This window comes from Solwaraspora sp. WMMD791, assembly GCF_029581195.1.
GTDB lineage: Bacteria > Actinomycetota > Actinomycetes > Mycobacteriales > Micromonosporaceae > Micromonospora_E.
In genome coordinates this window covers 4823276-4847942 of record NZ_CP120737.1, presented here as the reverse complement: position 1 = coordinate 4847942, position 24667 = coordinate 4823276, and the positions used below count along the sequence as shown (strand labels likewise).

Here is a 24667-nt window from a genome sequence, read left to right as displayed (position 1 = left end):
GCGACGGAAAGGACGTACTCCGATGGTGCCCGAGCCGGCCTCGGCCCCCGCTGCCGCCGCACCCCGGCGGCCGGCGGTCGTCGTCGCCGCCGTGCTGTTGGCGATCCCGACCGCGGTCCTCTGGCTGGTCGCCGGGGTCGCGATCCTGCGGGTCGGGTTCGGCGCCGAGGGACTCGCGGCGTTCCTCATGTGGATCATCGCAGCAGGGATCTTCGGGATCTGCCTCCTGCTGCTCCTGATGACCCTGGGCGGGATGCGGGTCGTCTGGACCGGTGGCCCGAACATGCTGCAGCTGCCGGCCGGGGTCACCGTCGGGCTGGTCCTGGTCGTTCCGGGCGTACTGCTGCTGCTCGGCCGGATCGACTACAACCGGACCATGGTGGCGCCGATGATCGTCGGCGGGTTGGCCGGGCTGGCCCTGATCCTGTTGGAGACCCCGCCGGCCCGCCGCTGGGTGGGGCACCGTCCATAACCGCCGGCTGTTCCGTTGGCTAGTCCGCCAGCTGGTCCGTTGGCTGCCAGCGGCGGGCCGCCCGGTCGAAGCTGGCCAGGAGTTCGTCGCCGCCGTCGTGGTGCAGCACCCGCAGCTGCGCCCCGTCCGGCACCACCAGCGACCGATGCTGCGGTCCGCCGTCGAGCCAGCTCGGCGGCGTGTCCGGGCCGGGCGTCCAGCGCAGCACCGGCACCCATTCGTCGTCGACGGTGAACGGCGACTCCGGGCCGAGCAGGGCGAGGCGGGCGTACAGCCGTCGGGGGGTGTCCCGGCCGGGGCCGTGCCAGCGGTGGACGACGCCGGCCACCCGGTCGTAGTCGTCCGACACGTACGCCTGCAGGTAGCGGTGCGGGACGACCACCTGCATCCGTACCGGCAGGTCCGGGTCCGGCTCGTCAAGGCCAGGCTGGTCGGAGCCCGGGTCGGCGGGGCCGGCGGCGACGGGTGACCCGGCGGCCACGTCGGTGACGGTACGGCGTACCTCGTCGAGCCAGCCGCTGACTTCCCGTACCGCCGTTCCGGGCAGGCTCACCGCGAACGGGGTGCCCGGATCGACGGCGAGGTGCCAGCTCGGGTCGGGCCAGTGCGCGAAGAGTTGCACGCTGCTGGCGACCACTGTCGCCGGCTGGTCGTCGAGGGCCTGGCGCAGCAGCGCCGGCGAGGTGAAGACCGGCACCGACGGGTTTCCGTCGACGTCCGGCAGGCACCACCAGGGGAAATCCGGATCGGCCAACCCCGGCGCTGCGGCACCGTCGCGCGCCCCGGCGGCCTGCGGCATCCCGGCAGCCTGCGGGGCCAGCGGTACGGTGAACTCGGCCCGCAGCAGCGCGGCCATCAGCGCGTCCGGGTCCTCGGCGGCGACGGCGTCCCGCAGCGCCTGCGCCACGTCGACGGTGCCGTCCTGCGTCGGCTGGTGGCGCAGTTCGCTGGCGGGCAGCAGCACGGCGGTCGGCGACCCGGGGTCGACCGCAAGGCACCAGCCGTCGGGCAGGTTGGCCGCCACCTCGGCGAACTCCACTGTGACGTACTGGACGGACTGGCCCGGCAGGGCGTCGGCGATGGCCTGCGGCGAGGTGAAGGCCAGCACGTGCGGCGTACCGTCGTGGTCGACGGTGGGCCAGGCGAACGGTGCCCGCCCGGCGGCGGTGTCGTCGGAGACCGGCAGCAGCAGCGGCCCGGTCACCAGGTACCGTCCTCGGCGACCCGCTGCGGTGCCAGCCCGAGGACGAGGGCGGTGATCGCCTGCGGCACGGACGCGCCCAGGTACCAGTCGCCGCCGTGGTCGAGCACGAACACCCGCCGCCGGGCGTCGACGGCGAGGATCCCCCGGCCGTCGCCTTCCACCCCGAGCGGGCTGACCGGCACCCCGAGTACGTCGCCGAAGGTGGCGAGGGTCGCCACGGTGTGCACGGCCCGCATCGGGTCCAGGTGCAGGGTGCTGGGGGCTACGGCCGTGCCGGGGCCGTCCGGCACCACGTGCAGGCCGCCGAAGTCGGCGTACGCCTCGATCGCCGGACCGACGACGGCGTGTTGCCGGCCGTCGCGGCCGACGTGGCCGGCGACCCGCAGTGCCCAGTCCCGGCCGCGCCCGGTGTCCCGGTGGCCCGGCTGCCAGCCGGCCCGGGTCAGGACGGCCAGCACCTCCGGCGGAAAATCGGGCGGGAACTCGTCGGCGGTCCTCACCGCAGCACCTCCACGCCGCCCCAGTCGAGCAGATACTGGCAGGTGCGGCAGGGGGCGACGGCGGTGCCGTGGGCCGGGTCGTCGGGCTCCCGGACCAGGGTGAGCCGCAGCCGGGCCCCCCACAGGGCGGCCCGGGCGGCGGCCGGCGACAGCTCGGCCTGGCCGGTACGCTGCGCGACGGCGTGGAGTCGGTCGGAGAGCAGGACCGGTTCGGCGCACCAGCCGGCGAAGCGTTCCCGCTGCGCCACCGGCACCTCCTGCAGCAGCCGCCGGATCAGCGGATGCAGCTGCGGGGCGACGTCGCCCCGTACCGACGTGTGGGTGTGGACCTGACCGTCGACCAGCAGGGCGGCCGCGGCCAGCGGCAGCATGCGGACCTGCGCCACGGCTCTCCTTCCCGGAGCGGAACGGCGTCACGGTTGAGGGTAGACAACCGCCGCCGTGTGCACCGGACGCCTGGGGTGGGACGGCTGAGATATCGTCGGGATCCCCTGTCCCGCCATGTATGAAGCCCGGAGCGATGACCCGCACCCTGACTGTCTGTCCGGACCGGCCCGGCGCATATCCGTCGATCGGCGACGCTCTCGCGGCGGCGACCGACGACACAGTGGTGTCGGTGGCCCCGGGCACCTACTACGAAGCGCTGTTCGTCAACGACCGCCGGATCGCCGTGGTCGCCGCGCAGGGCCCGGGATCGGTCACGGTCGACGCGTCCAGCGGTACGTACCCGACGGTGTCCGCGAACGGCGGTGCGGTGGAGTTGCGTGACCTGGTGCTGCGGGCCGGTGACGCGCCGGCGGTCGCGGTGGACCGGGCCGAGTTGACGATGTCGGGGTGTCGGCTGCACGCCGGGTTCGGCGCGGGTGTGACGATCGGTGGCCGCTCCCGTTTCGCCCTCACCCGGTGCACGGTCTCCGGTGCCCGGTACGGCCTGGTCGTCGAGGACGCCGACGGCACCGTGGACGGTTGCGAGTTCACCGATCTCGCCGAGGACGGGGTGATCGTGCGCATCGGTGCGGCCCCGACGATCCGGGCGTCCACCATCAGCGGCTGCGGCAACCGTGGCGTGTACGTCTACCAGCACGGCCGGCCCACGTTGGAGACCTGCGAGATCTCCGGTACCGGCGGGGCCGGGGTGGCGGTCGCCCACCAGAGCGCGCCGACGTTGCGCCGCTGCCGGATCCGGGACACCGGTGGGCCGGCGGTGTCGTTCGGCCGGGGCTGCGGCGGAAGCGTCGAGGAGTGCAGCACCGAGAACACCGCGACGCCGGCGTTCGAGGTGGCCGACGGCGCGGATCCGACGATCGTCACCGGTACGGCGAGCCGCCGGGCCGTGTTCGGGGCGGCCGCCGCGCAGCACAGCGGTGGGCAGGACACTGCCCGCGCCGATGAGTTGCTGGCCGAGTTGGACGCGATGGTCGGGTTGGAGTCGGTCAAGGACGAGGTCCGGTCCCTGATCGACGAAATCCAGGTCAACGAGTGGCGGCGCGGGGCCGGGCTGCCGGTCAGCGCGGTCAGCCACCACCTGATCTTCGCCGGTGCGCCGGGCACCGGTAAGACGACGGTCGCCCGGATCTACGGCGAGTTGCTGGCCGCGTTGGCGGTGCTGCCGGGTGGCCCGTTCAAGGAGGTGTCCCGGCGGGACCTGGTCGGGCAGTACCTCGGGCACACCGCCGAGAAGACCGCCGCCGTCTTCGAGCAGGCCCGGGGCGGGGTGCTGTTCATCGACGAGGCGTACACGCTGTCCCGGTCGTTCGGCAGCGGCGGCGATTTCGGCCAGGAGGCGATCGACACCCTGGTGAAGCTGATGGAGGACCATCGGGACGAGATCGCGGTGATCGCGGCCGGCTACACCGTCGAGATGGTCCAGTTCCTCGACGCCAACCCCGGTCTGGCGTCCCGGTTCGCCAAGACCATCGAGTTCGGCAACTATTCGCCGCAGCAGCTGGTGGTGATCGTCGAACGGATGGCGGCCGCCGACGAGTACCTGCTGGCCGACACGGTCCCGCAGGTGCTGCTGGCGCACTTCTCGGCGGTGCGCCGGGACGAGAACTTCGGCAACGCCCGCGAGGCCCGCAAGCTTTTCGAGGGGGTACGCAAGGCGCAGGCGCAACGGTTGCGGCAGTCCGGTCAGCGGCCGAGCCTGGACGATCTGCGTACGGTGACCGAGGCCGACGTACGGGCGGCGACCGGCCGATGAGCGATGACCGCTGAGCCGCCGGCATCGCCGGACCCGTACCGGGGTGCCACCGCCGTACCCGGGCAGCAGTGGGCACCGCAGCAGCGCCCGGCTCCCACGCCCGCCGATGCGGAGTCGGCGGCGGCACCGTCGTCGGTGCCGCCGCCACGGCTCGGCGGGGCCGGTCAGCGCAACGCCGCTGCCAGCCAGGTCGGCACCGCCGCTGGCCAGGTCGCGGCCGCAGCCGGCCAGGGTGCGGCGGCCGTCGCCGGCCAGGGTGCGGCGGCCGTCGCCGCGCGGGCCGGTGTCACCCCACCGGCACCGCAGGCGGCGGCCGTGGGCCGGACCCGGGCCGCCGGCGCGGCGCGGGTGCCGGTGCTCGGCGAGGCCGCCGCCGGGTCCTCGGCTGCCGCCGCGCCGGTCGGCCGCATCCGGCCACGTCGGATCCGGCCCGGTACGGGGCCGTTCGCGTTGGGGCAGCTCGTCTACTGGCAGTTGGCGCTGACCGCGCTGCTCGCCGCGTACCAGCGGGGGCCGATGACGGCGCTGCTGGCCGCGGCGATCCTGGTGCCGCTGGTGGCGCCGACCGTCGTCCGGGTCCGGGGCCGCTGGCTGTACCAGTGGCTGGTGGTGTGGCTGAGGTTCCGGTTGCGGTCCCGGCGGCTGCCCGCCGGGGGCGGCAATCGGGCACTGGACCTGCTGCGCTTCGTGGCCGACCCGGCCACGGTCGGCGCCGTCGAGGTGGCCGGGCGGACGGCCGCGACGATCAGCCACAGTGGTGGGTTGTGCGGCGTGCTGGAGCTGGACCCGGCCGACGGTTCGCTCTTCGTCGGGTCGGCGCTGAGCCTGCCGTCGCCGGCGGCGCTGCTGCCGGCGGCCGATCCGGCGGCTCCGCCGGTGGCGGTGCAGCTGCTGGTCCAGGTGGCGGCCGCGCCGCGCGCCGGCCGGGGTCTGGTGGAACGTTCGTACCGGGAGTTGACCGGCGGCGACGTGCCGGCGCACCGCCGGGCCTGGCTGGTGATCCAGGCGATGCGGACCCCGGACAGCTACACCGACACGGTGCTGACGCCGGTGCTGGTGTCGGCACTGCGTCGGGTGCAGCGCCAGTTGAAGCAGGAGCGGATGCCGGCCCGGCTGTTGGGCCGCGACGACCTGCTGACCGCGATCGGCTACCTTGCCGCGCTGCCGGGTCGGTTGGACGCCGGCAACGTGTACGGCACCGCCAGTGACCGGGTGACCGCACAGGAGACCTGGCACGCCTGGTGGAGCGGCCAGGTGCCGCAGGTCTGCCGCCGGCTGCTGCGCTGGCCGGAGCTGCCGTGGCAGCTCGACGACGTACTGCGGCAGTTGCCGATGGTCGACACGGTGGTGTCGGTGGCGGTGACCCGCGAGCCACCGCATCCGACGCAGGTCGGCGGTCAGGAGGTGATCGTGTCGGCGGCGGTCCGGTTGACCGCCACCGACACCGCGACGCTGGCCGCCGGCGACCAGGCGCTGACCGAGGCGGTACGCGAACGTGGTGGGCTCACCGAACGGATCGACGGCGAGCACGCCCAGGGTCTGGCCGCCACGTTGCCACTCGGGGGTTTCCTGCCGTGACCGGTCCCTTGTCGATGGATCCGCCGGCCGGGCTGCACATCGCCGGGCCGGAGGCGCTGGGTGACGTACGGCTCCGGGCCGGCGGGGACGGCCTGGTCGTCGGGCGCAACCGGCAGGGTGAGCCGGTGTCGGTACGGCTGTTCCGTCCCGAACCGACCCGGCTGCTGCTGGTCGGCGGGCTGCGGTGCGCGCAGTTGCTGGCGTTGCGGGCGTTGGCACTCGGCGCGCACCTGTTCGTGGCGTCGGCCCGGGAGCCGGACTGGCACGGGTTCGCGCACCAGTGCGGGCTGGGACGGGAGTCGGTGTCGTTCCTGCCGCCGGGCACCCGGCCGCCGGATCCGCCGTCGCCGGCGCATCCGCAGTTGCTGGTGGTCGACGTCGGTCCGTCGGTGGGCGCGCTGCCGGACGTCGGTGCCCCCTGGCGGGCGACGCTGGTGGTCCGCAGCGATCTGGGCAGTTGGGATCTGGATCCGTTGGTCCGCAGCGACCTGGTGGTGTTCCAGCGGTTGACCGAGGCCGAGGCGGGGCTCGCCGCGTCGACGTTGGGGTTCACCGGGGCGCAGAGCTGGCTGTCGCGAATCCACCCGGAGATGGTCGGGCTGGTCGGCCAGGGCCGGCTGCAGTGGGTGATGCTGCATCCGACGTCGATGGAGTCGGCGCTGCTCGGCCCTGTCGGCCGGCCCTGACAGCGGACACGGCCCGGACGCGCCGGGCCTGACGCGCCGGCCCCGGGCCGGGCCTGACGCGCCGGCCCCGGGCCGGGCCACGGTGTGACCGCCGGTCAGCTGGCGCGTAGTTCCGTCACGTCGGTGGCGCCGCGCAGGAACAGCAGACCGATGCCGACCGTGGCCAGGGCGGCCAGCACCGCCCCGGCCCCGAGCAGGGCCAGGTCGTCCAGGGGCACCGGCACCGCGAGGGTGACCCCGGGGTGTTCGATGAAGCGGGCGTACCGCTCCCAGTCCTCAGGGGTTCGGCAGGCGTCGGCTGGTTCGCAGTAGCCGGTCGTCCGGGAGCCGGAGGAGACCTCGGTGCCGAGCGCCCGGACCAGCATGGTCCCGGCGGCCAGCGCCACCAGGGTCGCGGGCAGCAGCGGCGTGAGGGTCTGCACCAGGACGGAGCGGGCGAGGACGCCTCGCGGCACGCCGGTGGCGACGAGTGCGGCGTTGGCGCGGCGGCGTTCGACGACGCTCTCGGCGACCGCGACCGCCAGACCGGCGGCGGCGATCGTCAGGCCGACGAGGACCGCGATGTTCACCAGGGTGACCGCGTTGAAGTAGAAGCTGTTGTCGCTCGGGTGGTAGGGCTGCCCGCTCTGCTCGGCGAGCAGCCGCTCGACCCCTTCCCAGCTGCTGAACTCGGTCGCCATGTAGGCGCGGTAGCCGGCGGTGCCGGCCCCGAACAGCACGCAGACCAGCAACGCGGCGAAGGTCCGGGCACCGTGCCACGGGTCGGCGGTCAGCCGTCGGGCGGCGAGCAGGGTCGCGGGGCGGCGGGCCACCCGGTGCAGCAGTTGCCCGCTGACGTGGGAGATCCAGCCGGTGCCGGTGGCGACGCCGATCGCGACGGCGAGCGCGCCGACGAAGCCGAGCAGCGCCACCGTCCACAACGGCATTCCCTGGCCGACGGTCCAGTCGAGCAGCGGCCGGAACACGAAGGCGATGGCCAACCCGCCGAGGATCAGGATGCCGGGCCACCAGCCGGGGCGGCCGACCCGGCCGCTGCGGCGGACGCCGAACGGCGAGACGACGACGCCGCGCAGCAGCACGGCGGCGACACCGGTGGCCAGCAGCGGGATGCCGGCAACGATGAGCAGCAGGGCCCAGGCCGGGGGCAGGACGTCGGTGGGCAGCGGCAGCAGACCGTTGGCGTCGGGGCGGTGCAGCAGCCACCGGCCGACCAGGTAGCCGGCCAGTCCGACACCGGCGCCGAGCGTACTGGCCAGTCCGGTTTCGGTGGCGGCCAGCGCCCGGACCTGGCCGGGGGTGCCGCCGGCCAGCCGGATCGCGGCGAGCCGGCGGTTGCGGGCCGGGGCGCCGAGTCGGGCGCACTGTCCGGCGAGGGCGAGCACCGGGATCGCCAACAGGAACAGGGTGATGGCGACGCCGGGCCGCAGGCCGGCTTCGGCGAGCAGCGCCGGGCCGTACTGCGGGGACCGGTTCGAGCGGTCGTCGGAGACCGTGGGTACGGCGATGACCGTCGCCGCGGCCAGGAAGGTGAGGGTGGCCAGGGACGACGCGGCGGCGGTGAGGACGATCCGTACGGTGTCGGTGCGGGTGCCGGCGAGGCCGAGCCGCAGCAGGGTGGTCGGGCGGATCACGACCCGGCCGCCTGGGTGACGACCTGGCCGAGCCCGGCCGGGTCCACCTCGCCGTCGCGCAGCAGGATCTCCCGGTCGGCGTACCCGGCGACGCGCGGAGAGTGGGTGACCAGCACGACGGCGGTCCGCTGATCGCGGGCGATCCGGACCAGCTGGCCGAGGACCTGTTCACCGGCGAGGCTGTCCAGCGCCCCGGTGGGTTCGTCGGCGAAGAGCACCCGTGGCTCGCTGATCATCGCGCGGGCCATGGCGCAGCGTTGCTGCTCGCCGCCGGACATCTCGCCGGGTACGGTGTCGGCCCGGTCGGCGACGCCGAGCCGGTCCAGCCAGGTGAGCGCCGCTGTCCGTGCTGCTCGCCGCCCCGTGCCGGCGAGTAGCAGGGGCAGGGCGACGTTCTCCGCGGCGGTCAGTTCCGGGACGAGCTGGCCGAACTGGAACAGCACCCCGAATTCGGTACGCCGCAGCACGGCGCGGGCCGATTCGGAGAGCAGGTCGATTCGCTGGTCGCGGTAGAGCACCTCGCCGGCGTCGGGGCGCAGGATGCCGGCGAGGCAGTGCAGCAGGGTGGACTTGCCGCAGCCGCTCGGTCCGGTGACGGCGACGATCTCGCCTTCGGCGACGTCGAGGGTGACTCCGCGCAGCGCCGGGGTGGCGCCGTACGAGCGGACCACTCCCCGGCCGGCGAGCACCGTTTCGCTGGTTGTCACTGGTGCACCTCCCGGTGCAGGTCGGCGACGCGTCCGACGGTGGCGTCGAGCCAGCGCAGGTCGGCGTCGAGATGGTTGATGGCGTAGTCGGCGGCGACGATCTCGCCGAGGGTGGCGTCGGGGGTGGTCTTGGTGCGGGTGAGTTCCCGGATCCGGGCGGCGTGCGCGGCGCGTTGGGCGGCCAGGTAGCGCCGGGCCCGTTCGGGGTCGTCGATCAGCAGGGCGACGACGACCTTGGCCAGCAGGGCGCTGGTGACGTACGGGGCGGGTGCCTCGATGGCGTCGAGCCAGGTGTCGAGGGCGGTCCGGCCGGTGTCGGTGAGGGCGTACGAGGTGCGGTCGGGTCCGGCGGCGCGGTCGCGCTGCGCCTCCTCGACGAGTCCGTCGCGTTGCATCCGGCCGAGGGTGGCGTAGACCTGGCCGAACGCGATGGGTTTGGCGCGGGGCAGCCGCTGGTCGTGGTCGCGTTTGAGCTCGTAGCCGTGCCGGGGGCCACGGGACAGCAGCCCGAGGAGAACGTGGACGGTGGACACCCGGGTAACTATTCACTGAGCGAATAGCTGGTGTCAACCGACTCACTGCTCAAGCGGGCCCGGCAATCCGTATACACCCGGTGTATACACCTGGGGTACAGTGACGACCATGTCCCTCGGTCAGACCTTCCTCGGGCTACTGGAGTCCGCCCCCCGGCACGGCTACGACCTCAAGCGCGCCTACGACGAACGGTTCGCCCGTGGCAAGCCGCTGCACTTCGGCCAGGTCTACTCGACCCTGTCCCGGCTGCTGCGCGACGGCCTCGTCGAGGTCGACGGCGTGGTCCCCGGCGACGGCCCGGAACGCAAGCGGTACGCGATCACCGACGCCGGTGTCACCGACGTCACCCAGTGGCTGCGCCAACCCGAGAAACCTGACGTCTACCTGCAGAACACCCTCTACACCAAGGTCGTGCTGGCGCTGCTCACCGGCCGGCCCGCCGCCGACCTGCTGGACGTGCAGCGCGGCGAGCACCTGCGGCTGATGCGCGAGCTGACCCGCCGCAAGACCGGCGGCGACCTCGCCGACCAGCTCATCTGCGATCACGCCCTGTTCCACCTGGAAGCCGACCTGCGCTGGCTGGAGCTGACCGCCGCCCGGCTCGACCAACTCGCCAAGGAGCTGCACCGGTGACGACACCCCTGCTGTACGCCGAGGAACTGCACAAGTCGTTCGGGGCGACCCCGGCACTGGCCGGGGCGTCGATCCGGATCGTCGCCGGCGAGGTGGTCGCGATCATGGGTCCGTCCGGATCCGGCAAGTCGACCCTGCTGCACTGCCTGGCCGGGATCAGCCGACCCGACTCGGGGCGGGTCGGCTACCGCGACCAGGACGTGACCGCCATGTCCGACGTACGGCGCAGCGCGCTGCGCCGTACCGACTTCGGGTTCATCTTCCAGTTCGGGCAGCTGGTGCCGGAGCTGACGGCGGTGGAGAACGTCGCGCTGCCGCTGCGGCTCAACCGGGTCGGCCGCCGCGACGCGCAGCGGCGGGCCGCCGACTGGCTGGACCGGCTGGAGGTCGGCGACGTCGCCGACAAGCGGCCCGGCGAGATGTCCGGCGGGCAGGGCCAACGGGTGGCGATCGCCCGCGCGCTGGTCGGCGAGCCGTCGGTGGTCTTCGCCGACGAGCCGACCGGTGCCCTCGACTCGCTCAACGGCGAGCGGGTGATGCAGCTGCTGACCGCCGCCGCCCGCGATGCCACGACGGCCGTGGTGCTGGTGACCCACGAGCCACGGGTCGCCGCGTACGCCGACCGGGAGGTCGTGGTCCGCGACGGCCGCACCCGCGACCTGGCGCTGGCCCGATGACCGGGCCGCGTGACACCGGGCAGTACGCCGACCGGCCACGCGACGACAGGCAGCGTGACGGTGGCGGTGGGCTCGGCCGGCTCGGGCACGACCTGGCCTTCGGTGCCCGGCTGGCCTTCAGCGGCGGCCGGGACGGCTGGACCAGGACGATCTTCACCGCCGTCGGCGTCGGCATCGGGGTGGCGATGCTGCTGCTCGCCGCCGCGGTGCCGGCCGCGTTGGACGCCCGCGAGCAGCGCGGCGCCGACCGTACCTGGCAGCAGGCACCACCGACCGCCGACGACGCGGGCCCGTCGACCGACGACAGCGCATCGACCGCACTGGCCGACGACACGCTGCTGATCACGCACGCCTACACGACCTTCCAGGGCCGGTCGATCTGGGGCATGGCGGTGCGGTCAGGTGGCCAGCGGGCACCGCTGCCGCCAGGAGTGACCCGGCTGCCCGGCCCCGGCGAGGCGGTCGTCTCACCGGCGCTGGCCGAGCTGCTGGCCAGCCCGGACGGCGCGCTGCTGGCCCCCCGCATCGGTGAACGGATCATCGGCGAGATCGGCCCGGCCGGTCTGACCGGCCCCGCCGAACTGGCCTTCTACCGGGGCGTCGACACCCTCGACCCGGTGTCGCACCCTCGAGTCGCGTCGTTCGGTGGCGGACCACCCGGCGAGGAGTTCGGGCCGACCCTGACCCTGCTGCTGGTGGTCATCTTCGTCGTCCTGCTGCTGCCGATCGTGGTCTTTCTCGGCGCGGCGGTCCGCTTCGGCGGTGCCAGCCGGGACCGCCGGCTCGCCGCGCTGCGGCTGGTCGGTGCCGACCGGCGGATGATCGCCCGGATCGCCGCCGGGGAGGCGCTCACCGGCGCGGTGCTCGGTCTGGCCGTCGGTGCCCTGCTGTTCGCCGTCGGCAGGCAGATCGCCCCGCTGCTGCAGGTGTGGAACCTCAGCGTCTTCGCCGCCGACCTGCGGCCACCGGCCGTACTGGTGGCGCTGGTCGTCGTCGCCGCGCCGCTGGCCGCCGTCGCGGTCGGCCTGATCGCGCTGCGCGGTGTCGTCGTCGAACCGCTCGGCGTGGTACGTCGGAGCACGCCGCGCCGACGACGGGCCTGGTGGCGGCTGGCCGTACCGCTGGCCGGGCTGGCGCTGCTCTACCCGCTGCTGCGCGACGGGATCACCACCTTCGATCCGGCGGCCCGCTACCAGGTGGCCGCCGGGGCGGTGCTGCTGCTGATCGGGGTGGTGACGCTGCTGCCGTGGCTGGTCGAGACCGCCGTACGGCGGCTGCGCGGCGGCCCGGTGCCCTGGCAGTTGGCGATCCGCCGGCTGCAGGTCGACGGCGGCGGCAACGCCCGGCTGGTCTCCGGGGTCGCGGTCGCGGTGGCCGGCACCATCGCGTTGCAGGCCCTGTTCACCGGCATCGACGACGACTTCGTCCAGGACACCGGTGCCGATCCCGACCGGGCCAGCCACCTCGCGTACCTCGGCGAGCAGGACCGGTCGGCCGGTGACGCGCTGCTGGCCCGGCTGGACGCGGTGCCCGGGGTCACCTCGACCGCCGGCTACCGCTCCGTCCTGGTCACCGGCGGCCCGGCCGACGCGCCGTCCTCGGCCGAGCTGGTGATCGCCGACTGTGCGGTGCTCGCCGAGCTGATCGCGCTGAGCGACTGCGCCGACGGCACCGTGTTCGTCGTGACACCACCGGAGGATCAGCAGGACGTGGCGTGGGTGCAGGCCGGTGACCGGGTGCGGGTCGAGCCCGGCGGCTACGAGTGGACGGTGCCGGCCGACGCCCGGCCGGCGCAGCAACGCGACGACCCGTACGGCATCGCGCGGCACGGCGTCTTCGCCACCCCGGACACGGTCGACGTCGACGCGGCCGGCCCGCTGCCGACGATGGCGTACCTGATGCTCGATCCCGGCCAGCCGGACGCGGTCGAGCACGTCCGCAACATTCTCGCCGAGGTCAACCCGACCGATCTGCTCTCCACCCTGTCGGCGACGACGGAGGTACGCCGGTTCGGCGACATCCGACGGGGACTGGCCATCGGTATCGTCGTCACCCTGCTGCTGATCGGCGCGAGCATGCTGGTCACCACGCTGGAGCAGCTGCGGGAGCGGCGCCGGCTGCTGGCCATGCTGGACGCGTTCGGCACGCCGCGTCGGGCGCTCGGCTGGGCCGTGCTGTGGCAGCACCTGGTGCCCGTACTGCTGGGTCTGGTCCTGGCGGTGACCGCCGGTGTCGGGCTCGGCGCGGTGCTGCTCGGCATGGTCGGCCGCGACCTGCTGATCAGCTGGTGGACCGTGGTCGGGGTCAGCGCGGCCGGGGTCGGCGCGACGCTGCTGGTCGCGGTGGCCGGCCTGCCGGCGCTGTGGCGGCTGATGCGCGCCGACGGGCTGCGCACCGAATAGGGCGCACGCCAACCGGCCCGGCCGGATCGCGGCTCAGACCCCGGACGGGAAGGTCTCGGGTTCCCGCAGGTCGACGTGGGGGGTACGCAGCGGCCGTACCCCCCGGCTGCGGTCGAACCAGCAGAACGCGTCGTAGCGGTCACCGAGGACGGTCGGCACGTAGTTGCCGTGCCGTTCCCGGTGCGGCCGGTAGACGACCCCGATCGCCCGGTGGTCCCGCTCGTCGGTGAGCAGGTCCGGTCCGCCGTCGGCCGGGAAGACGAACAACGCCTCGGCCGGGGCGACGGCGGACAGTTCCGCTTCGAGCGACCCGGGCCGGGCCGGCGGTACGGGCATCAGCCGCATCGGCGCACCCCACGAGTCCCCGGCCACCACGGTGCCCTGGTAGGTGCCGAAGCCGACCAGCACGACCTGGTCCCGGCCGTACCGCTCGCGGGCCAACTGTCCGATGTTGACCTCGCCGAGGTCGGCCATGTCGGTGGCGCGGGCGTCGCCGACATGGGTGTTGTGCGCCCAGACGACGGCCTTCGAGGTCGGCCCGTAGTGGTCGAGCAGCCGGTCGAGGGTGTCGTCCATGTGCCGGTCCCGGACGTTCCAGGAGAGTCGGCCGCCGGCCAGCAGCGCCCGGTAGTAGCGTTCGGCACCGGCCACGACCTCGGCGTTCTGCCAGGCTCCGAAGCTGCCGGCGCCGTCGGCGGCGGCCGCGGCCCGCAGCTGGACCAGCAGGTCGATCACTTCCGCCTCGCAGCCGGCCGGGACGAGCCGCAGGGCCGAGGCGTAGTCCTGCGGATCCTCGCCGTACGGTTCGAAGCAGCGGTACGCGGCCAGCGCCGCCGGCACCTGGTCGGGCCGGTGCTCACGCAGGTGGACCAGGATCTCCCGCAGCGACTCCCACAACGAGTAGACGTCGAGGCCGTGGAAGCCGACCCGGGCGGCCTCGCCGACCGAGTCGTTGTGCCGACGCAGCCACCGGCAGAAGTCGACCACCTCGTCGTTGGCCCACATCCAGGTCGGCCACCGTTCGAAGCTGATCAGTGCGTCGCGGGGGTCGCGGGGGGCGTCGAGCCGGCCCCGTACGCTGCGGTCGACCCGGTCGCAGTCGGGCCAGTCGCCTTCGACGGCGACGAACTGGAAGCCACGTTCGGTGACGAGTCGACGGGTGACGGCCGCCCGCCAGGCGTAGAACTCGTGGGTGCCGTGGCTGGCCTCGCCGAGCATCACCACTCGGGCGTCACCGACCCGCTCGATCAGCGGATCGAGGTCGTCGGCGCTGGTCAGCGGCGTCGCCAGCGCGGCGAGGTCAGCGGCAGGTCGGGCCACCGCGCCGGGGTACCCGCCGACCTGCCGGCGAAACGCGCGGCCAGCGCGGGCCGGTTCGCCGGCGAGACGCGGGGCCGGCGCGGGGCCGCGCGGGCCCGGCACCGCGTGTGACGGGTGGTGCTGGCGGGTTCGGGATAGGCTGACTCAGCATGGAGGAGCCGTCGCCCCCCGCGCAGCCGGGCCGCCGCCGTACCCCGAAGGCCGCCGCGCCCAAGGCCACCCCACCGAAGGCCGCCCCGGCGGAGAAGGCCGCCCCGGCGAAGGCGGCGAAGGCGGCGAAACCGAAGGCTCCGCCGGCTGCCATCGCGCCGGTGCTGTTCCAGCCGCCGACGCCGGAGCCGGTGCCGCCGGCCGCCAGCGCACGACGGCAACAGCAGCCGGTGACGAAAAAGGCGGTGCCGGCGAAGAAGACGGCACCCGTCAGGAAGGCACCGACCACGGCACCAGCCAAGGCACCGGCGAAGCGGGCCGCCCCGAGGAAGGCGGCAGCCGCCGTACCGGCCCCACCTCCGCCGGCGACACCGCCCGCACCGCCGACGCCGGTCGGCGTACCGGACGGGATCGGCTGGCAGGTGCTGGCGCGTCCGACGTACGCCCCGGAGTTGTTGGCCCTGACGGCGGTCGACCGGATCGGGCCGGCGGCGCGCGACTGGGTGGCGCGGCTGCGCAGCGACTACCCGGCGGCCGGCGACGACGCCCTCGCCCGGCTGGCGGCCCGCCGGTTCACCCGGTACGCCGGCGCCGGTGCGGTCGCGGCCGGTGCCGCCGGGCTGCTCGGCCCGGCGATGGAGCTGGCGACTCTCGGCTGGGCCCAGGCCGCGCTGACCCTGCACGTGTCGGCCGCGTACGGGCACGACCCGACCGACCGGCAGCGGGCGGCGGAGTTGCTGGTGTTGACCGGCGTACATCCCGATGTCGACGCGGCCCGGACGGCGCTGGCCGCCGCGCAGCGACCGGCCGCCGACGACGACGGCGACCCGGTGGCGCGTTGGTCCGGTGGCGCGCAGCGGCTCGCCGAGCTGGCTGGCGGCCTGTCCGGCGGCGGCTGGGCCCTGCTGCGGCTACCGGCCCGGCTGCTGCCGGGGGCGCGGGCGCTGGTCGCCTGCACCGGCGACACGCTGGTGATGCAGCGGCTGGCCGCGCGGGCGACGGCGCTCTACCGACGGCCGGTCACAGCCAGCTGAACCACTCCCGTGGCAGCAGCGCGTAGCCGACGAACGCGAACACGTCCAGCAGGGTGTGCGCGATGATCAGCGGCATCACCCGCCGGGTACGCAGGAAGAACAACGACAGCAACACGCCCATGATCACGTTGCCGACGAACGCCCCGAGGCCCTGGTAGAGGTGGTAGGTGCCGCGCAGCAGGCAACTGGTGGCGACGACCGCGCCGATGCGCCAGCCGAGCTGACGCAGTCGGGTCATCAGGTAGCCGACCACGATGACCTCCTCCAGGATGGCGTTCTGCGCGGCCGCCAGGATCAGGACCGGGACCGTCCACCACAGCTGCGGTAGCGCGGCCGGGACCAGGCTGGCGTTGAGGCCGAGCAGCGCGGCCACCCAGAACAGCGCGAGTCCGGGCAGCCCGATCGCGGCGGCCAGCGTCGCGCCCCAGCCAAGGTCGCGCCACGGCGACCGGGCGTCGAGGCCGAGCCGGGCACGGGCGTCGGCGCGATCACGGTTGAGCAGGTGGACCGCCAGTACGACCGGGACCAGGGCGAAGAAGATCCCGAGCAGTTGGTACGTGAGGTCCAGCCAGGGGCGGGCCGACTGGGAGGCGTTCATGGTGGCGGTCTGCTGGCCCAGTGGCCGGTCTGCGGTGAGCCGGGCGGTGATGGTCACCAGCGCGTAGATGGCGGACTGGCCGAGGGAGACGCCCAGCACCAGCAGCACCTCGTGGCGGAGTATCCGGGGTGGCAGCGGGCTGGCCGGGTCGGCGTCGCGGCTGCTGGCCGGCGGTGGTGGCCCGGTGAGTTCGACCGTCACCGGACCACTGTGCCGCAGCCGGTACGACTGAGCAAAGTCGCACATCGTGTCCGACGGAGCACTACGAAGAGTGTTCACTCTGGGACTGAGCGAATACGTGGTCAGTGGCGGCACGGTGACGGGGAAGGGCCCGATGAGCAATCTCGCACAACTGCTGAAGGAGAGCTGGGTCCTCGTCGAGGAGGAGCGCGACCAGGTCGCCGGCTATTTCTACGCCCGGCTGTTCCTCGACCAGCCGAGCCTGCGCCAGCTGTTCCCGGTACACATGGACACCCAGCGCCGCTGCCTGGTGGAGGCGCTGGTCAGTGCGGTCGGCTCGATCGACGACCCGGAGCAGTTCGCCGAGTACCTGCAGGGCCTCGGCCGGGCGCACCGCAAGTTCCATGTGCAACCTGCACAGTACGCGGTGTTCGGCCCCGCCCTGCTCGAAGCGCTGCGGACGGTGGCCGACGAACGGTGGACCATCGAGTACGACCAGGCCTGGAGCGAGGCCCTGCAACTGCTCACCACCAACCTGATCATCGGTGCCGAGAGCGACACCGGCCCGGCCTTCTGGCACGCCGAGGTGCTCAGCCACGAACGCCGGGGCACCGACGTCGCCGTACTGACCTGCCGGCCGCTGCAGCATCCGCTGGTCCACCAGGCCGGGCAGTACGTCAGCGTGGAGGCGCCGCGCTACGCGCCCCGGCTGTGGCGCAGCTACTCGATCGCCAACGCGCCCCGGCCGGACAACGTACTGGAACTCCACGTCCGGGCCGCCGGGGCCGGCTGGGTCTCCAGCGCGCTGGTCCGCCGGGTCCGCCCCGGCGACCTGCTGCGGGTCGCCGCCCCGATGGGCACGATGCTGCTGGACCGCGACTCGCCCCGCGACATCGTCTGCCTGGCCGGCGGGGTGGGGCTGGCACCGATCAAGGCGCTGGTCGACGAGCTGACCCGGTTCAACCGCAGCCGGTGGGTGCACGTCTACTTCGGCGCCCGTACCCGTGACGACCTGTACGACCTGCCGGAGCTGCAGCGGCTCGCCGCCGCGTACCCGTGGCTGAACCTGGTGCCGTGCTGCACCGACGACCCGGGCTGGACCGGCGAGCACGGTACGGTGCCCGACGTGCTGGCCCGCTACGGCCCGTGGCACGAGCACGACTTCTTCGTGGCCGGCCCGTCCGGCATGGTCCGGGCCAGTCTGCGGACCCTGGCCGAGCTGGAGGTGCCGGCCGCGCACATCCGCTACGACAGCTTCGGAGAGGTGTGAGGCCGGCGGTGGATCGGCGTCAGTAGGTCCAGGGGCGGCCGCTGTCGCGGTACTGCTCGACCGGGACCAGGGTCGATCCGGGCGGCATCCGGTCCACGTACAGCCGCCCCTCCAGGTGGTCGATCTCGTGGGCGACCAGCCGGGCCATCGCCCGGTCGAACGAGGTGATCACCCGACTGCCGTCGAACCGGGCGTGTTCGACGTCGAGGCGCAGCGGGCGCGGGACCAGCCCTCGGACGTCGAAGAAGGACAGACAGCCTTCGTACCGGTCGTCGGTGTCGGCGGAGGCGTCGACGACCCGGGGGTTGAGCAGCACCAGTGGCTCGGCACCGGCGTCGGCGGACCGAACGACCGCAGCGGCCCAGGGCAGCCCGATCTGGGGTGCGGCCAGCCCGACACCCTTGCTGAACGGGTGCAGCTCGTCGAGTCGCGCCAGCATCGCCCGCAGCCGGTCCACGGTGTCCAGGGCCACGGTCTCGTCGGCCGGCAGCTCGAACGGCTGGGCCGGTTGCCGCAGCATCTCGGCGCCACGCTGCACGATGCCGATGGCCCGCATCCGCTCACTGGCCCGGGTGTCGGGCCGGTCCGGCGTACCGTCGGCACCGTCCGGCGCGGGGCCACCCGGCTGGCCGGAGCGGAACCGCCACTCCAGCCGGTAGCGGGCGTTGAGCAACGGGGCGTCGGTCGACCATTCCCACACGGTCCGGCCGTCGACCTGCTGGCGGCGCAGCGGGGTACGCAGCGGCGCGTCCTCGGCCGACAACGACGTCTCGACCCCCCACACCTGCGGCTCGAACGCCGCCGGGAACTCCAGCCGTACGGTGAGCTGCCGGGTCGGCAGCCGGACGGCGCGCTGGAACCACTGCCCCCATTTCTCCTGCCCGACCCGGTAGGCGTACTCGATGGTCGTGCGCTGGCCTGGGTAGAGCGGGTACCGCCCGTCGGGGTTCTCGAACAGCAGCCAGACCTCCTTGAACGCGTCCCGGTCGTGCTTCTTGCGCCACTGCATCGGTTCGCGGTGTCCGGGTGGGCCGCAGTAGGCGTGCAGGTCCAGTTCGGCGAAGGTCAGCGGGTGGTCGCGGTGGTGGCGGTTGGATCGGTCCGGGTCGTCGGGGTACCGGTCGACGGCGATCCGGGCGAGGTAGCGGGTCACCGGCTCGGTGCCGGCGTTGTAGAGCGCGCGGCGGATCGTGCAGTGGTAGTAGCCGTCCTGGTAGCTGAGGGTGGCGACCTCCTGTTCGACGATGAGTCCGGTGCCGGGCGGCATCCACTGCTCCGGTACGGGTGGGTCGCGCAGCGGGGTGGTGGTGGCCCGGCTGTGCCGCAGTTCGTCGTACTCCTGGTAGCGCTGCCAGATCGCGCCGCCGGCGCCGAGCACGGCTTCGGCGCGGCGGGCGAAGTCCTCGGTGGGGCGGTGCCGGCGGCCTTCGACGTGGCTGATGTAGGAAGGGTCGAAGCCCATCCGCGCGGCCAGCTGCTTCTTGGTCATCGCCCGGTCGATGCGCCACTGGGCGAGTTCGGCCGCGAAGGTGTCCGCGGCGCGGTCGATGGGCGAGCTGGTCATCGCAAGGCGTCCCCTCAGGCCGGATCTTCAGTCTGCTTTCCGACTCGTACGCCCGGTCGACATTGGCGCGTTACCGACAGAATCCTTGACAACTCGACGTCCGCCACGCTCAGCAATGCCAACAGAGCCGTACGTCATCCTATGGACGAGATGTCGCCAGCGGGGTAACCCACAGTTGCCTTGCGATGGACGCTACCCACCGACCCGCACCACACCGGAGCGCAACAAACACTCTCCGTTACACGATGTTATTTCTTCATGCGGCAGTTTCGCCAAAGTCTGGTTAGGCTAGCCTTAGGAAGCTAGGGTGAGACGTCGGCAGCACGCGGAAGGTGCGAGAGGTGACAGCGATGAGGCAGGGCAACGACCGCCCAGCTCAGCACGGGAGCATCGGCTCCCTCGCGGCCACCGGTTCCGCGAACGGCGGTCACCACCAGTGACTGCCGTCATCGACCCCCGCGCTCGGGCCGCCGCCCCACTGGCCCCGATCAGCGCCACCCTGCGTGCCGCGTTCGGCACCGACGACCTGCCGGGCCTGCACGCCGGCCTGCTGGTCCACGACGCCACCGGCTGGTTTCCGGCCACCGCGCTGATCGACGGCGACCAGCTGCCCCGGATGCTCGACTCGGCGGCCAGCCGCTGGCAGGCGAAACGGCACGCCGCCGCCGCCCTGGCCTGGAAGGCGTACAGCTACTGGGTGGCCCTGCCGGTCGCGCTCGGCTGGGCGTCGGCCCGACGGGTGCCGCTGATGCGGGCCGACGACGTACTGCTGCGGATGGACGACGACGGCCCGTTGGTCGACGTCGGCCTGCGCCCCGGCATCCCGGTCGCGGTGCTGCCGCACGACCCGATCGCAGCCGCCGGCCTGCCCGAGGTGCTGGTGGTGGCCGACGAGGCCGAACTGCTCCGGGTGCTGCGGACGTCCCTGCTCGACCAGCACATGAGCCCACTGCTCGACCGGATCCACTCCCGGGTCAAGCTCGGCCCGCGTACCCTGCTCGGCTCGCTCTCCTCCGGCGTCGCCTACGCGGTGCTGCAGGCGGCGGACGCCCTGCCGGGGTCGTCGGCCGCGACGATCGGCACACTGCTCGACGCGCTCGACGTCGGCGACCTGATCGAGTTGGTACCCGGGGCGGACGGCGCGCTGACCGTACAGCGCCGGACCTGCTGTCTGGCGTTCACCCTGCCGGACCCGAAGATCTGCCCCGGCTGCTGCATCCGCCCCTGACCACCCCGGGCACCACGGTCCCCCCTCGACGATCTTGCAGTTATCGAGCGGATTTGCCCTATTTGTCCATCGATAAGTGCAAGATCGCCGGGATGGGTCAGCCCAGCTTCTGGTAGGTCGCGGTCAGCGTCGCCCGGGCCAGGGTGTGGAACGTCAGGTTGAACCCGACGTACGCCGGGGTCGCCTCCGGCCCAAGGTCGAGCCGCTGCACGTCGAGGGCGTGTACGGCGAAGATGTAGCGGTGCGGCCGGTCCCCGGCCGGCGGCGCGGACCCGTCGTAGCGGGCGTTGCCGAAGTCGTTACGCACACTGAACGCCCCCGGAGCCGCCGCCTCGGGAGCACTGCCCGCGCCCCGCGCCAGGTCGGTCACCGACACCGGCAGGTTGACCAGCAGCCAGTGCCAGAATCCGCACCCGGTCGGGGCGTCCGGGTCGAAGCAGGTGACGACGAATCCCTTCGTCCCGGCCGGGAACCCCGACCAGGACAGCTGCGGGGACAGGTTCTCCCCGCCGGCGCCGGTGAAGATGTGCGCGTCGGGCAGCACGTCGCCGTCGAGGACGTCCGTGCTGGTCAGCGTGAACGAGTCGACCGGCGGAAGCAGGTCGTACGGGCTGGGCGCGATGGGTCGGTCTGCCAGGTTCATGCCTGGCATCCTGCCGCACCCGGTGCCGGTCTGCAGTCGGCACACCGGCACCGGCACCGGCGCACGTGGACGCACCGGCACCGGCGCGCGACGCGCGCACGCCGGTGCCGGCCGGTCGGTGTGGTGAGCCCGTCGGTCAGGCCCGGTCGGTGCCGGTGGAGACCAGCTGGGCCTCCCGCTCGGCGGCGAGCCGGACCCGCAGCTGCTCGCCCTCGATGTCGACGTTCGGCAGGATCCGGGCCAGCGGGCGGGGCAGTCGCCAGGCGGCGTTGCCGAGCAGCGACATCACCGCCGGCACGATCGTCATCCGTACGACGAACGCGTCGATCAGTACGCCGATCGCCAGTGCGAAGCCCATCGACTTGATCACCGGGTCGTCGAGCAGGACGAACCCGCCGAACACCGCCGTCATGATCAGCGCGGCGGCGGTGACCACCCGGGCCCCGTGGCCCATCCCGTTGATGGTGGCCTGGGTCGCGGTGTCGCCGTGCACGAAGTCCTCCCGCATCCGGGAGACCAGGAACACCTCGTAGTCCATGGCGAGGCCGAACAGGATGCCGATCAGCAGGATGGGCAGGAAGCTGACCAGCGGCCCGGCGGTGTCCAGGCCGACCAGCCCGGACAGCCAGCCCCACTGGAACACGGCGACCGTGATCCCGAAGCTGGCGCCGACGGTCAGCAGGAACCCGGCGGCGGCCTTCACCGGCACCAGGATCGACCGGAACACCAGCATCAGCAGCAGGATCGACAGGCCGACGACGAGCAGCAGGTAGACCGGCATCGCATCGGAGAGCTTGTCGGACACGTCGATGCCGACGGCGGTCGCGCCGGTCAGGGCCACCTGGACCGCGCCGTCGTCGTCGGGCGACAATCCGAGTACGGCGATCTCCTCGCGGATCCGCTCGACGAGCTCCTCGGTTTCGACGTCGGTGGGGCCGGTGGCCGGGATGACCGCCAGGATCACGGTCTGCCCGTCCTGGCTGGGCTGCGGCGGGGTGACGGCCACGACGCCGTCCAGCCCCTGCACGGTGGCCGCGACCTGGCCGGCGGTGGCGGTGGTGGACTCGGCCGAGTCACCGGAGACCACCATCAGCAGCCGGCCGTTGAAGCCCGGCCCGAACCCTTCGGAGATCAGGTCGGAGGCGGTGCGCTCGGTGCTGCCGACCGGGGCGGTGCTGGCGTCCGGCAGCGCGATCCGCATGTCGGCGGCGGGGATGGCCAGGGCGCCGAGCCCGGCCACCCCGAGCAGGATCACCGGGATCCGCAGCTTGATGATCAGCCGCGCCCAGCGGAACCCGAACGTCTCGGTGTTCTCGGTGTTCCCGGTCTGCTCGGTCGGCTGGGCGGCCCGGACCCGGCGGGGCAGGACCCGGCGGCCGGCGTAGCCGAGCAGCGCGGGCTGCAGAGTGATGGCGACCAGAACGGCAACGCTGACCGTACCGGCGGCGGCCAGACCCATCACGGTGAGGAACGGGATGCCGACGACGGCGAGGCCGGCGAGGGCGATGACGACGGTGGCCCCGGCGAAGACGACCGCCGACCCGGCGGTGCCGACCGCCCGCGCCGCGGCCTCCTCCGGTTCCAGCCCGTCGAGCATGTTCTGCCGGTGCCGGGAGGTGATGAACAGCGAGTAGTCGATGCCGACGGCGAGGCCGAGCATCAGGGCCAGCACCGGGGCGGTGGAGGTGAGGCTGACGACGCCGCTCAGGGCGAAGAGTCCGGCCATTCCCGCGCCGACGCCGATCAGGGCGTTCAGCATGGTCATCCCGGCGGCGACCAGCGATCCGAAGGTGACGATCAGGACCACCAGGGCGATCGCCACACCGATCGCTTCCTGCGATCCGACGTGCGGCTCGGTGTTGAGCACCTCACCACCGGTGGCGACCTGGTATCCGGCGTCGCGGGCCGTGGCGCCGACGGCCTCGTACGCGTCCCGCTGCTCGGTGGTGACCTCGTCGACCGGGTCGGCGAACTGCACGTTGATCAGCGCGTACCGCCCGTCCGGGGAGACCGTGCCGGTCTGGAACGGGTCGAGGGCGCCGACCACCCCGGGCAGTTCGTTGGCCTCGACCACGACGGACAGTACGGCCGACTGGCCGTCGCCGGTGGTCAACTGCTGGCCTTCGGGGGCGACGACGATGATCGTCCCACCGGCGCCGCTGGCTTCCGGGAACTGCTCCTGCAGCTGGTCCAGCGCCGCCTGCGACTCGGTGCCGGGGATGCTGAAGTTGCTGGCGGTCGGCCCACGGAAGGCGAGCGCGGCCGCGCCGAGCGCCACCAGGGCGATCAGCCAGATGGCGACGACCAGGTGGCGTCTGCGGAAGGCGGTCCGGCCGAGCCGGTAGAGCAGGGTGGCCATGCGGCATCCTCTGAGGTGTCGGGCGTGGCGGATTGGTATGTGTGGTGCTGGTCAGTCCCAGGCGCGCGGCGGGTCGCCGAGGGTCCGGGCGATGACCTGGGTCAGCATCGGGCGGAGTTCGTCGTCGGTGAGGTCGAGATGCTCGGCGCTGGCGGCGGAGGCCCCGGCCAGGACGACCAGGGCCGCGAACATCTCCGCAGGGTCGTCGCGGTCGCCGGCCAACGCGCAGTGCAGCCGGCCGATCATCTGCTCCAGGTCGCAGAAGGCCGGCTGGTGCAGCAGTTGCGGGATCTCGGCGTAGAGCACCGCGATCTGTCGCCGGAAGCGCAGGCAGAGTTCGATGAAACCGTCGATCGCCGTACGGTGGGCGGCCTCGTCGTCGAGGTCGGCCAGTCGCCGGTCGAGGTCGGCCAGGCTGTCGACGGCCGGTTTCATCAGGGCGGCGAGGATCGCGTCCTTGCTGTCGAAGTGGTAGAGCAGCGAGGCCTTGGCGCAGCCGACCTCGGCGGCGATGTCCTGCAGCGAGGTGCCCCGGAAGCCGACCACGGCGAACCGCTGGGCCGCCACGGCGAGGATCTGCTCACGCAGCTCGGCCCGCCCTGTGCCGCTGCGGCTGGCCTGCGTCACCTGGCCTACCTCCTTCCCTACGCTTACCCGCCGCGACCAAGGATGCCGGAGCCACCCCGGAATGCCTGACCGATCGGTCAGAACGTGAAGTAACTCACAACAACGCCCCTGCTCAACCGCGATCTCCACCAGCTGATCTCAACCGAAGCAGATGGACACTGGACGAGAACTCGATGAGAGTTCGTCAAGAGTCGACCGGAAGTGGTTCACCGGCCGGACCATTCATCTCCGGCCACGCGCGCTGGAACGATCAGCAAGATCAATGTGATTTGAACCCGGGTGTCACCATGCCGGCATGGAATTCTTTCTCGGCCAGGGTCTCTTCTTTTTGATCCTGACCCTTGTCGGGTACGGCCTCGGTGCACTGGTGCTCTACTGGATCATCCGGCTCGCCGTCCGGCACGGGATCGCCGACGCCGACGAACGACGTGGCGGCCACGATGGCCTCGGCTGAGCACCCCGGAGAGCCG

At 73.1% G+C, this 24667-nt stretch carries 23 protein-coding genes; 11 read left to right on the top strand and 12 right to left on the bottom strand.

Annotated elements, in window-relative coordinates; all coding sequences use genetic code 11:
- Positions 1-22: 22 nt before the first annotated feature.
- A complete protein-coding gene (locus O7623_RS21645; protein WP_282224840.1) occupies positions 23-472 on the top strand; it encodes a hypothetical protein in 450 nt (149 codons plus the stop codon).
- Positions 473-491: 19 nt separating this feature from the next.
- Here O7623_RS21645 and O7623_RS21640 read toward each other — a convergent pair whose 3' ends face one another.
- From O7623_RS21640 to O7623_RS21630, 3 genes are read right to left on the bottom strand one after another with little or no spacing between them, the layout of a single operon-like run.
- Positions 492-1676, bottom strand: coding sequence for an SseB family protein (locus O7623_RS21640; RefSeq protein WP_282224839.1), 1185 nt, complete (start codon positions 1674-1676; stop codon positions 492-494).
- On the bottom strand, positions 1673-2176 hold the full coding sequence (locus tag O7623_RS21635) for an SUKH-3 domain-containing protein (protein ID WP_282224838.1): 504 nt from the start codon (positions 2174-2176) through the stop codon (positions 1673-1675). Before O7623_RS21635 ends, O7623_RS21640 begins: the two co-directional genes overlap by 4 nt.
- Positions 2173-2562, bottom strand: coding sequence for a YwqJ-related putative deaminase (locus O7623_RS21630; RefSeq protein ID WP_282224837.1), 390 nt, complete (start codon positions 2560-2562; stop codon positions 2173-2175). The genes O7623_RS21635 and O7623_RS21630 overlap by 4 nt, the downstream gene beginning before the upstream one ends.
- A gap of 134 nt (positions 2563-2696) precedes the next feature.
- On the opposite strand from O7623_RS21630, the gene O7623_RS21625 reads away from it, so the two are divergent.
- From O7623_RS21625 to O7623_RS21615, 3 genes are read left to right on the top strand one after another with little or no spacing between them, the layout of a single operon-like run.
- Positions 2697-4376: a right-handed parallel beta-helix repeat-containing protein gene (locus O7623_RS21625; protein WP_282224836.1), complete on the top strand. Its 1680-nt coding sequence runs from the start codon at positions 2697-2699 to the stop codon at positions 4374-4376.
- Positions 4377-4379: 3 nt separating this feature from the next.
- On the top strand, positions 4380-5954 hold the full coding sequence (gene eccE, locus O7623_RS21620; protein WP_282224835.1) for a type VII secretion protein EccE: 1575 nt from the start codon (positions 4380-4382) through the stop codon (positions 5952-5954).
- Entirely contained in the window at positions 5951-6640 is a 690-nt protein-coding gene (locus O7623_RS21615) for a hypothetical protein (RefSeq protein ID WP_282224834.1), read from the top strand. Before eccE ends, O7623_RS21615 begins: the two co-directional genes overlap by 4 nt.
- Positions 6641-6735: 95 nt before the next feature.
- Here the strand turns inward: O7623_RS21615 and O7623_RS21610 are convergent, their stop codons facing one another.
- The 3 genes from O7623_RS21610 to O7623_RS21600 are packed head-to-tail and all read right to left on the bottom strand — an operon-like array spanning position 6736 to position 9511.
- A complete protein-coding gene (locus O7623_RS21610; protein ID WP_348775100.1) occupies positions 6736-8271 on the bottom strand; it encodes an FtsX-like permease family protein in 1536 nt (511 codons plus the stop codon).
- On the bottom strand, positions 8268-8978 hold the full coding sequence (locus O7623_RS21605) for an ABC transporter ATP-binding protein (protein ID WP_282224833.1): 711 nt from the start codon (positions 8976-8978) through the stop codon (positions 8268-8270). Before O7623_RS21605 ends, O7623_RS21610 begins: the two co-directional genes overlap by 4 nt.
- Positions 8975-9511 carry a PadR family transcriptional regulator gene (locus O7623_RS21600; RefSeq protein ID WP_282224832.1) on the bottom strand — a complete coding sequence of 179 codons (537 nt, stop codon included), beginning with the start codon at positions 9509-9511 and terminating at the stop codon, positions 8975-8977. Before O7623_RS21600 ends, O7623_RS21605 begins: the two co-directional genes overlap by 4 nt.
- A 109-nt stretch (positions 9512-9620) precedes the next feature.
- On the opposite strand from O7623_RS21600, the gene O7623_RS21595 reads away from it, so the two are divergent.
- The 3 genes from O7623_RS21595 to O7623_RS21585 are packed head-to-tail and all read left to right on the top strand — an operon-like array spanning position 9621 to position 13224.
- Entirely contained in the window at positions 9621-10145 is a 525-nt protein-coding gene (locus tag O7623_RS21595) for a PadR family transcriptional regulator (RefSeq protein ID WP_282224831.1), read from the top strand.
- A complete protein-coding gene (locus O7623_RS21590) occupies positions 10142-10822 on the top strand; it encodes an ABC transporter ATP-binding protein (RefSeq protein WP_282224830.1) in 681 nt (226 codons plus the stop codon). The genes O7623_RS21595 and O7623_RS21590 overlap by 4 nt, the downstream gene beginning before the upstream one ends.
- Positions 10819-13224: an FtsX-like permease family protein gene (locus O7623_RS21585; protein WP_282224829.1), complete on the top strand. Its 2406-nt coding sequence runs from the start codon at positions 10819-10821 to the stop codon at positions 13222-13224. The genes O7623_RS21590 and O7623_RS21585 overlap by 4 nt, the downstream gene beginning before the upstream one ends.
- Positions 13225-13257: 33 nt before the next feature.
- Here the strand turns inward: O7623_RS21585 and O7623_RS21580 are convergent, their stop codons facing one another.
- Entirely contained in the window at positions 13258-14442 is a 1185-nt protein-coding gene (locus O7623_RS21580; protein WP_282229504.1) for an erythromycin esterase family protein, read from the bottom strand.
- Positions 14443-14693: 251 nt separating this feature from the next.
- Between O7623_RS21580 and O7623_RS21575 the strand changes: the two genes are divergently transcribed.
- On the top strand, positions 14694-15728 hold the full coding sequence (locus O7623_RS21575; protein ID WP_282224828.1) for a hypothetical protein: 1035 nt from the start codon (positions 14694-14696) through the stop codon (positions 15726-15728).
- Here the strand turns inward: O7623_RS21575 and O7623_RS21570 are convergent.
- Entirely contained in the window at positions 15715-16461 is a 747-nt protein-coding gene (locus O7623_RS21570; RefSeq protein WP_282229503.1) for a CPBP family intramembrane glutamic endopeptidase, read from the bottom strand. The two genes, O7623_RS21575 and O7623_RS21570, sit on opposite strands and share 14 nt — an antisense overlap.
- Before the next feature lie 199 nt (positions 16462-16660).
- Between O7623_RS21570 and O7623_RS21565 the strand changes: the two genes are divergently transcribed.
- On the top strand, positions 16661-17776 hold the full coding sequence (locus tag O7623_RS21565) for a globin domain-containing protein (protein ID WP_282224827.1): 1116 nt from the start codon (positions 16661-16663) through the stop codon (positions 17774-17776).
- Between the two features lie 19 nt (positions 17777-17795).
- On the opposite strand, the gene O7623_RS21560 is transcribed toward O7623_RS21565, so the two are convergent.
- Complete coding sequence (locus O7623_RS21560; RefSeq protein WP_282224826.1) at positions 17796-19340, bottom strand: peptide deformylase; 1545 nt, start codon at positions 19338-19340, stop codon at positions 17796-17798.
- Positions 19341-19776: 436 nt separating this feature from the next.
- Here O7623_RS21560 and O7623_RS21555 point away from each other — a divergent pair, with 436 nt between their 5' ends.
- Positions 19777-20568, top strand: a complete 792-nt coding sequence (locus tag O7623_RS21555; protein WP_282224825.1) for a hypothetical protein — start codon at positions 19777-19779, stop codon at positions 20566-20568.
- Between the two features lie 97 nt (positions 20569-20665).
- On the opposite strand, the gene O7623_RS21550 is transcribed toward O7623_RS21555, so the two are convergent.
- From O7623_RS21550 to O7623_RS21540, 3 genes are all read right to left on the bottom strand, one after another.
- Positions 20666-21211, bottom strand: a complete 546-nt coding sequence (locus O7623_RS21550; protein ID WP_282224824.1) for a YbhB/YbcL family Raf kinase inhibitor-like protein — start codon at positions 21209-21211, stop codon at positions 20666-20668.
- A 136-nt stretch (positions 21212-21347) separates the two neighbouring features.
- Positions 21348-23570 carry an MMPL family transporter gene (locus tag O7623_RS21545; protein ID WP_282224823.1) on the bottom strand — a complete coding sequence of 741 codons (2223 nt, stop codon included), beginning with the start codon at positions 23568-23570 and terminating at the stop codon, positions 21348-21350.
- Positions 23571-23621: 51 nt separating this feature from the next.
- Positions 23622-24197, bottom strand: coding sequence for a TetR/AcrR family transcriptional regulator (locus O7623_RS21540; RefSeq protein ID WP_282224822.1), 576 nt, complete (start codon positions 24195-24197; stop codon positions 23622-23624).
- 295 nt (positions 24198-24492) lie between these two features.
- Here O7623_RS21540 and O7623_RS21535 point away from each other — a divergent pair, with 295 nt between their 5' ends.
- Complete coding sequence (locus O7623_RS21535; RefSeq protein ID WP_282224821.1) at positions 24493-24651, top strand: hypothetical protein; 159 nt, start codon at positions 24493-24495, stop codon at positions 24649-24651.
- The last annotated feature ends 16 nt before the right edge of the window (positions 24652-24667 follow it).

What these genes read in the sequence shown, in the direction of transcription:
- O7623_RS21645 (WP_282224840.1), top strand. Translation starts at nt 23, where the DNA reads ATGGTGCCCGAGCCGGCCTCGGCCCCCGCTGCCGCCGCACCCCGGCGG.
- O7623_RS21625 (WP_282224836.1), top strand. Translation starts at nt 2,697, where the DNA reads ATGACCCGCACCCTGACTGTCTGTCCGGACCGGCCCGGCGCATATCCG.
- eccE (WP_282224835.1), top strand. Translation starts at nt 4,380, where the DNA reads ATGACCGCTGAGCCGCCGGCATCGCCGGACCCGTACCGGGGTGCCACC.
- O7623_RS21595 (WP_282224831.1), top strand. Translation starts at nt 9,621, where the DNA reads ATGTCCCTCGGTCAGACCTTCCTCGGGCTACTGGAGTCCGCCCCCCGG.
- O7623_RS21585 (WP_282224829.1), top strand. Translation starts at nt 10,819, where the DNA reads ATGACCGGGCCGCGTGACACCGGGCAGTACGCCGACCGGCCACGCGAC.
- O7623_RS21580 (WP_282229504.1), bottom strand. Translation starts at nt 14,442, where the DNA reads ATGCTCGGCGAGGCCAGCCACGGCACCCACGAGTTCTACGCCTGGCGG.
- O7623_RS21575 (WP_282224828.1), top strand. Translation starts at nt 14,694, where the DNA reads ATGGAGGAGCCGTCGCCCCCCGCGCAGCCGGGCCGCCGCCGTACCCCG.
- O7623_RS21565 (WP_282224827.1), top strand. Translation starts at nt 16,661, where the DNA reads ATGAGCAATCTCGCACAACTGCTGAAGGAGAGCTGGGTCCTCGTCGAG.
- O7623_RS21560 (WP_282224826.1), bottom strand. Translation starts at nt 19,340, where the DNA reads ATGACCAGCTCGCCCATCGACCGCGCCGCGGACACCTTCGCGGCCGAA.
- O7623_RS21550 (WP_282224824.1), bottom strand. Translation starts at nt 21,211, where the DNA reads ATGAACCTGGCAGACCGACCCATCGCGCCCAGCCCGTACGACCTGCTT.
- O7623_RS21545 (WP_282224823.1), bottom strand. Translation starts at nt 23,570, where the DNA reads ATGGCCACCCTGCTCTACCGGCTCGGCCGGACCGCCTTCCGCAGACGC.
- O7623_RS21535 (WP_282224821.1), top strand. Translation starts at nt 24,493, where the DNA reads ATGGAATTCTTTCTCGGCCAGGGTCTCTTCTTTTTGATCCTGACCCTT.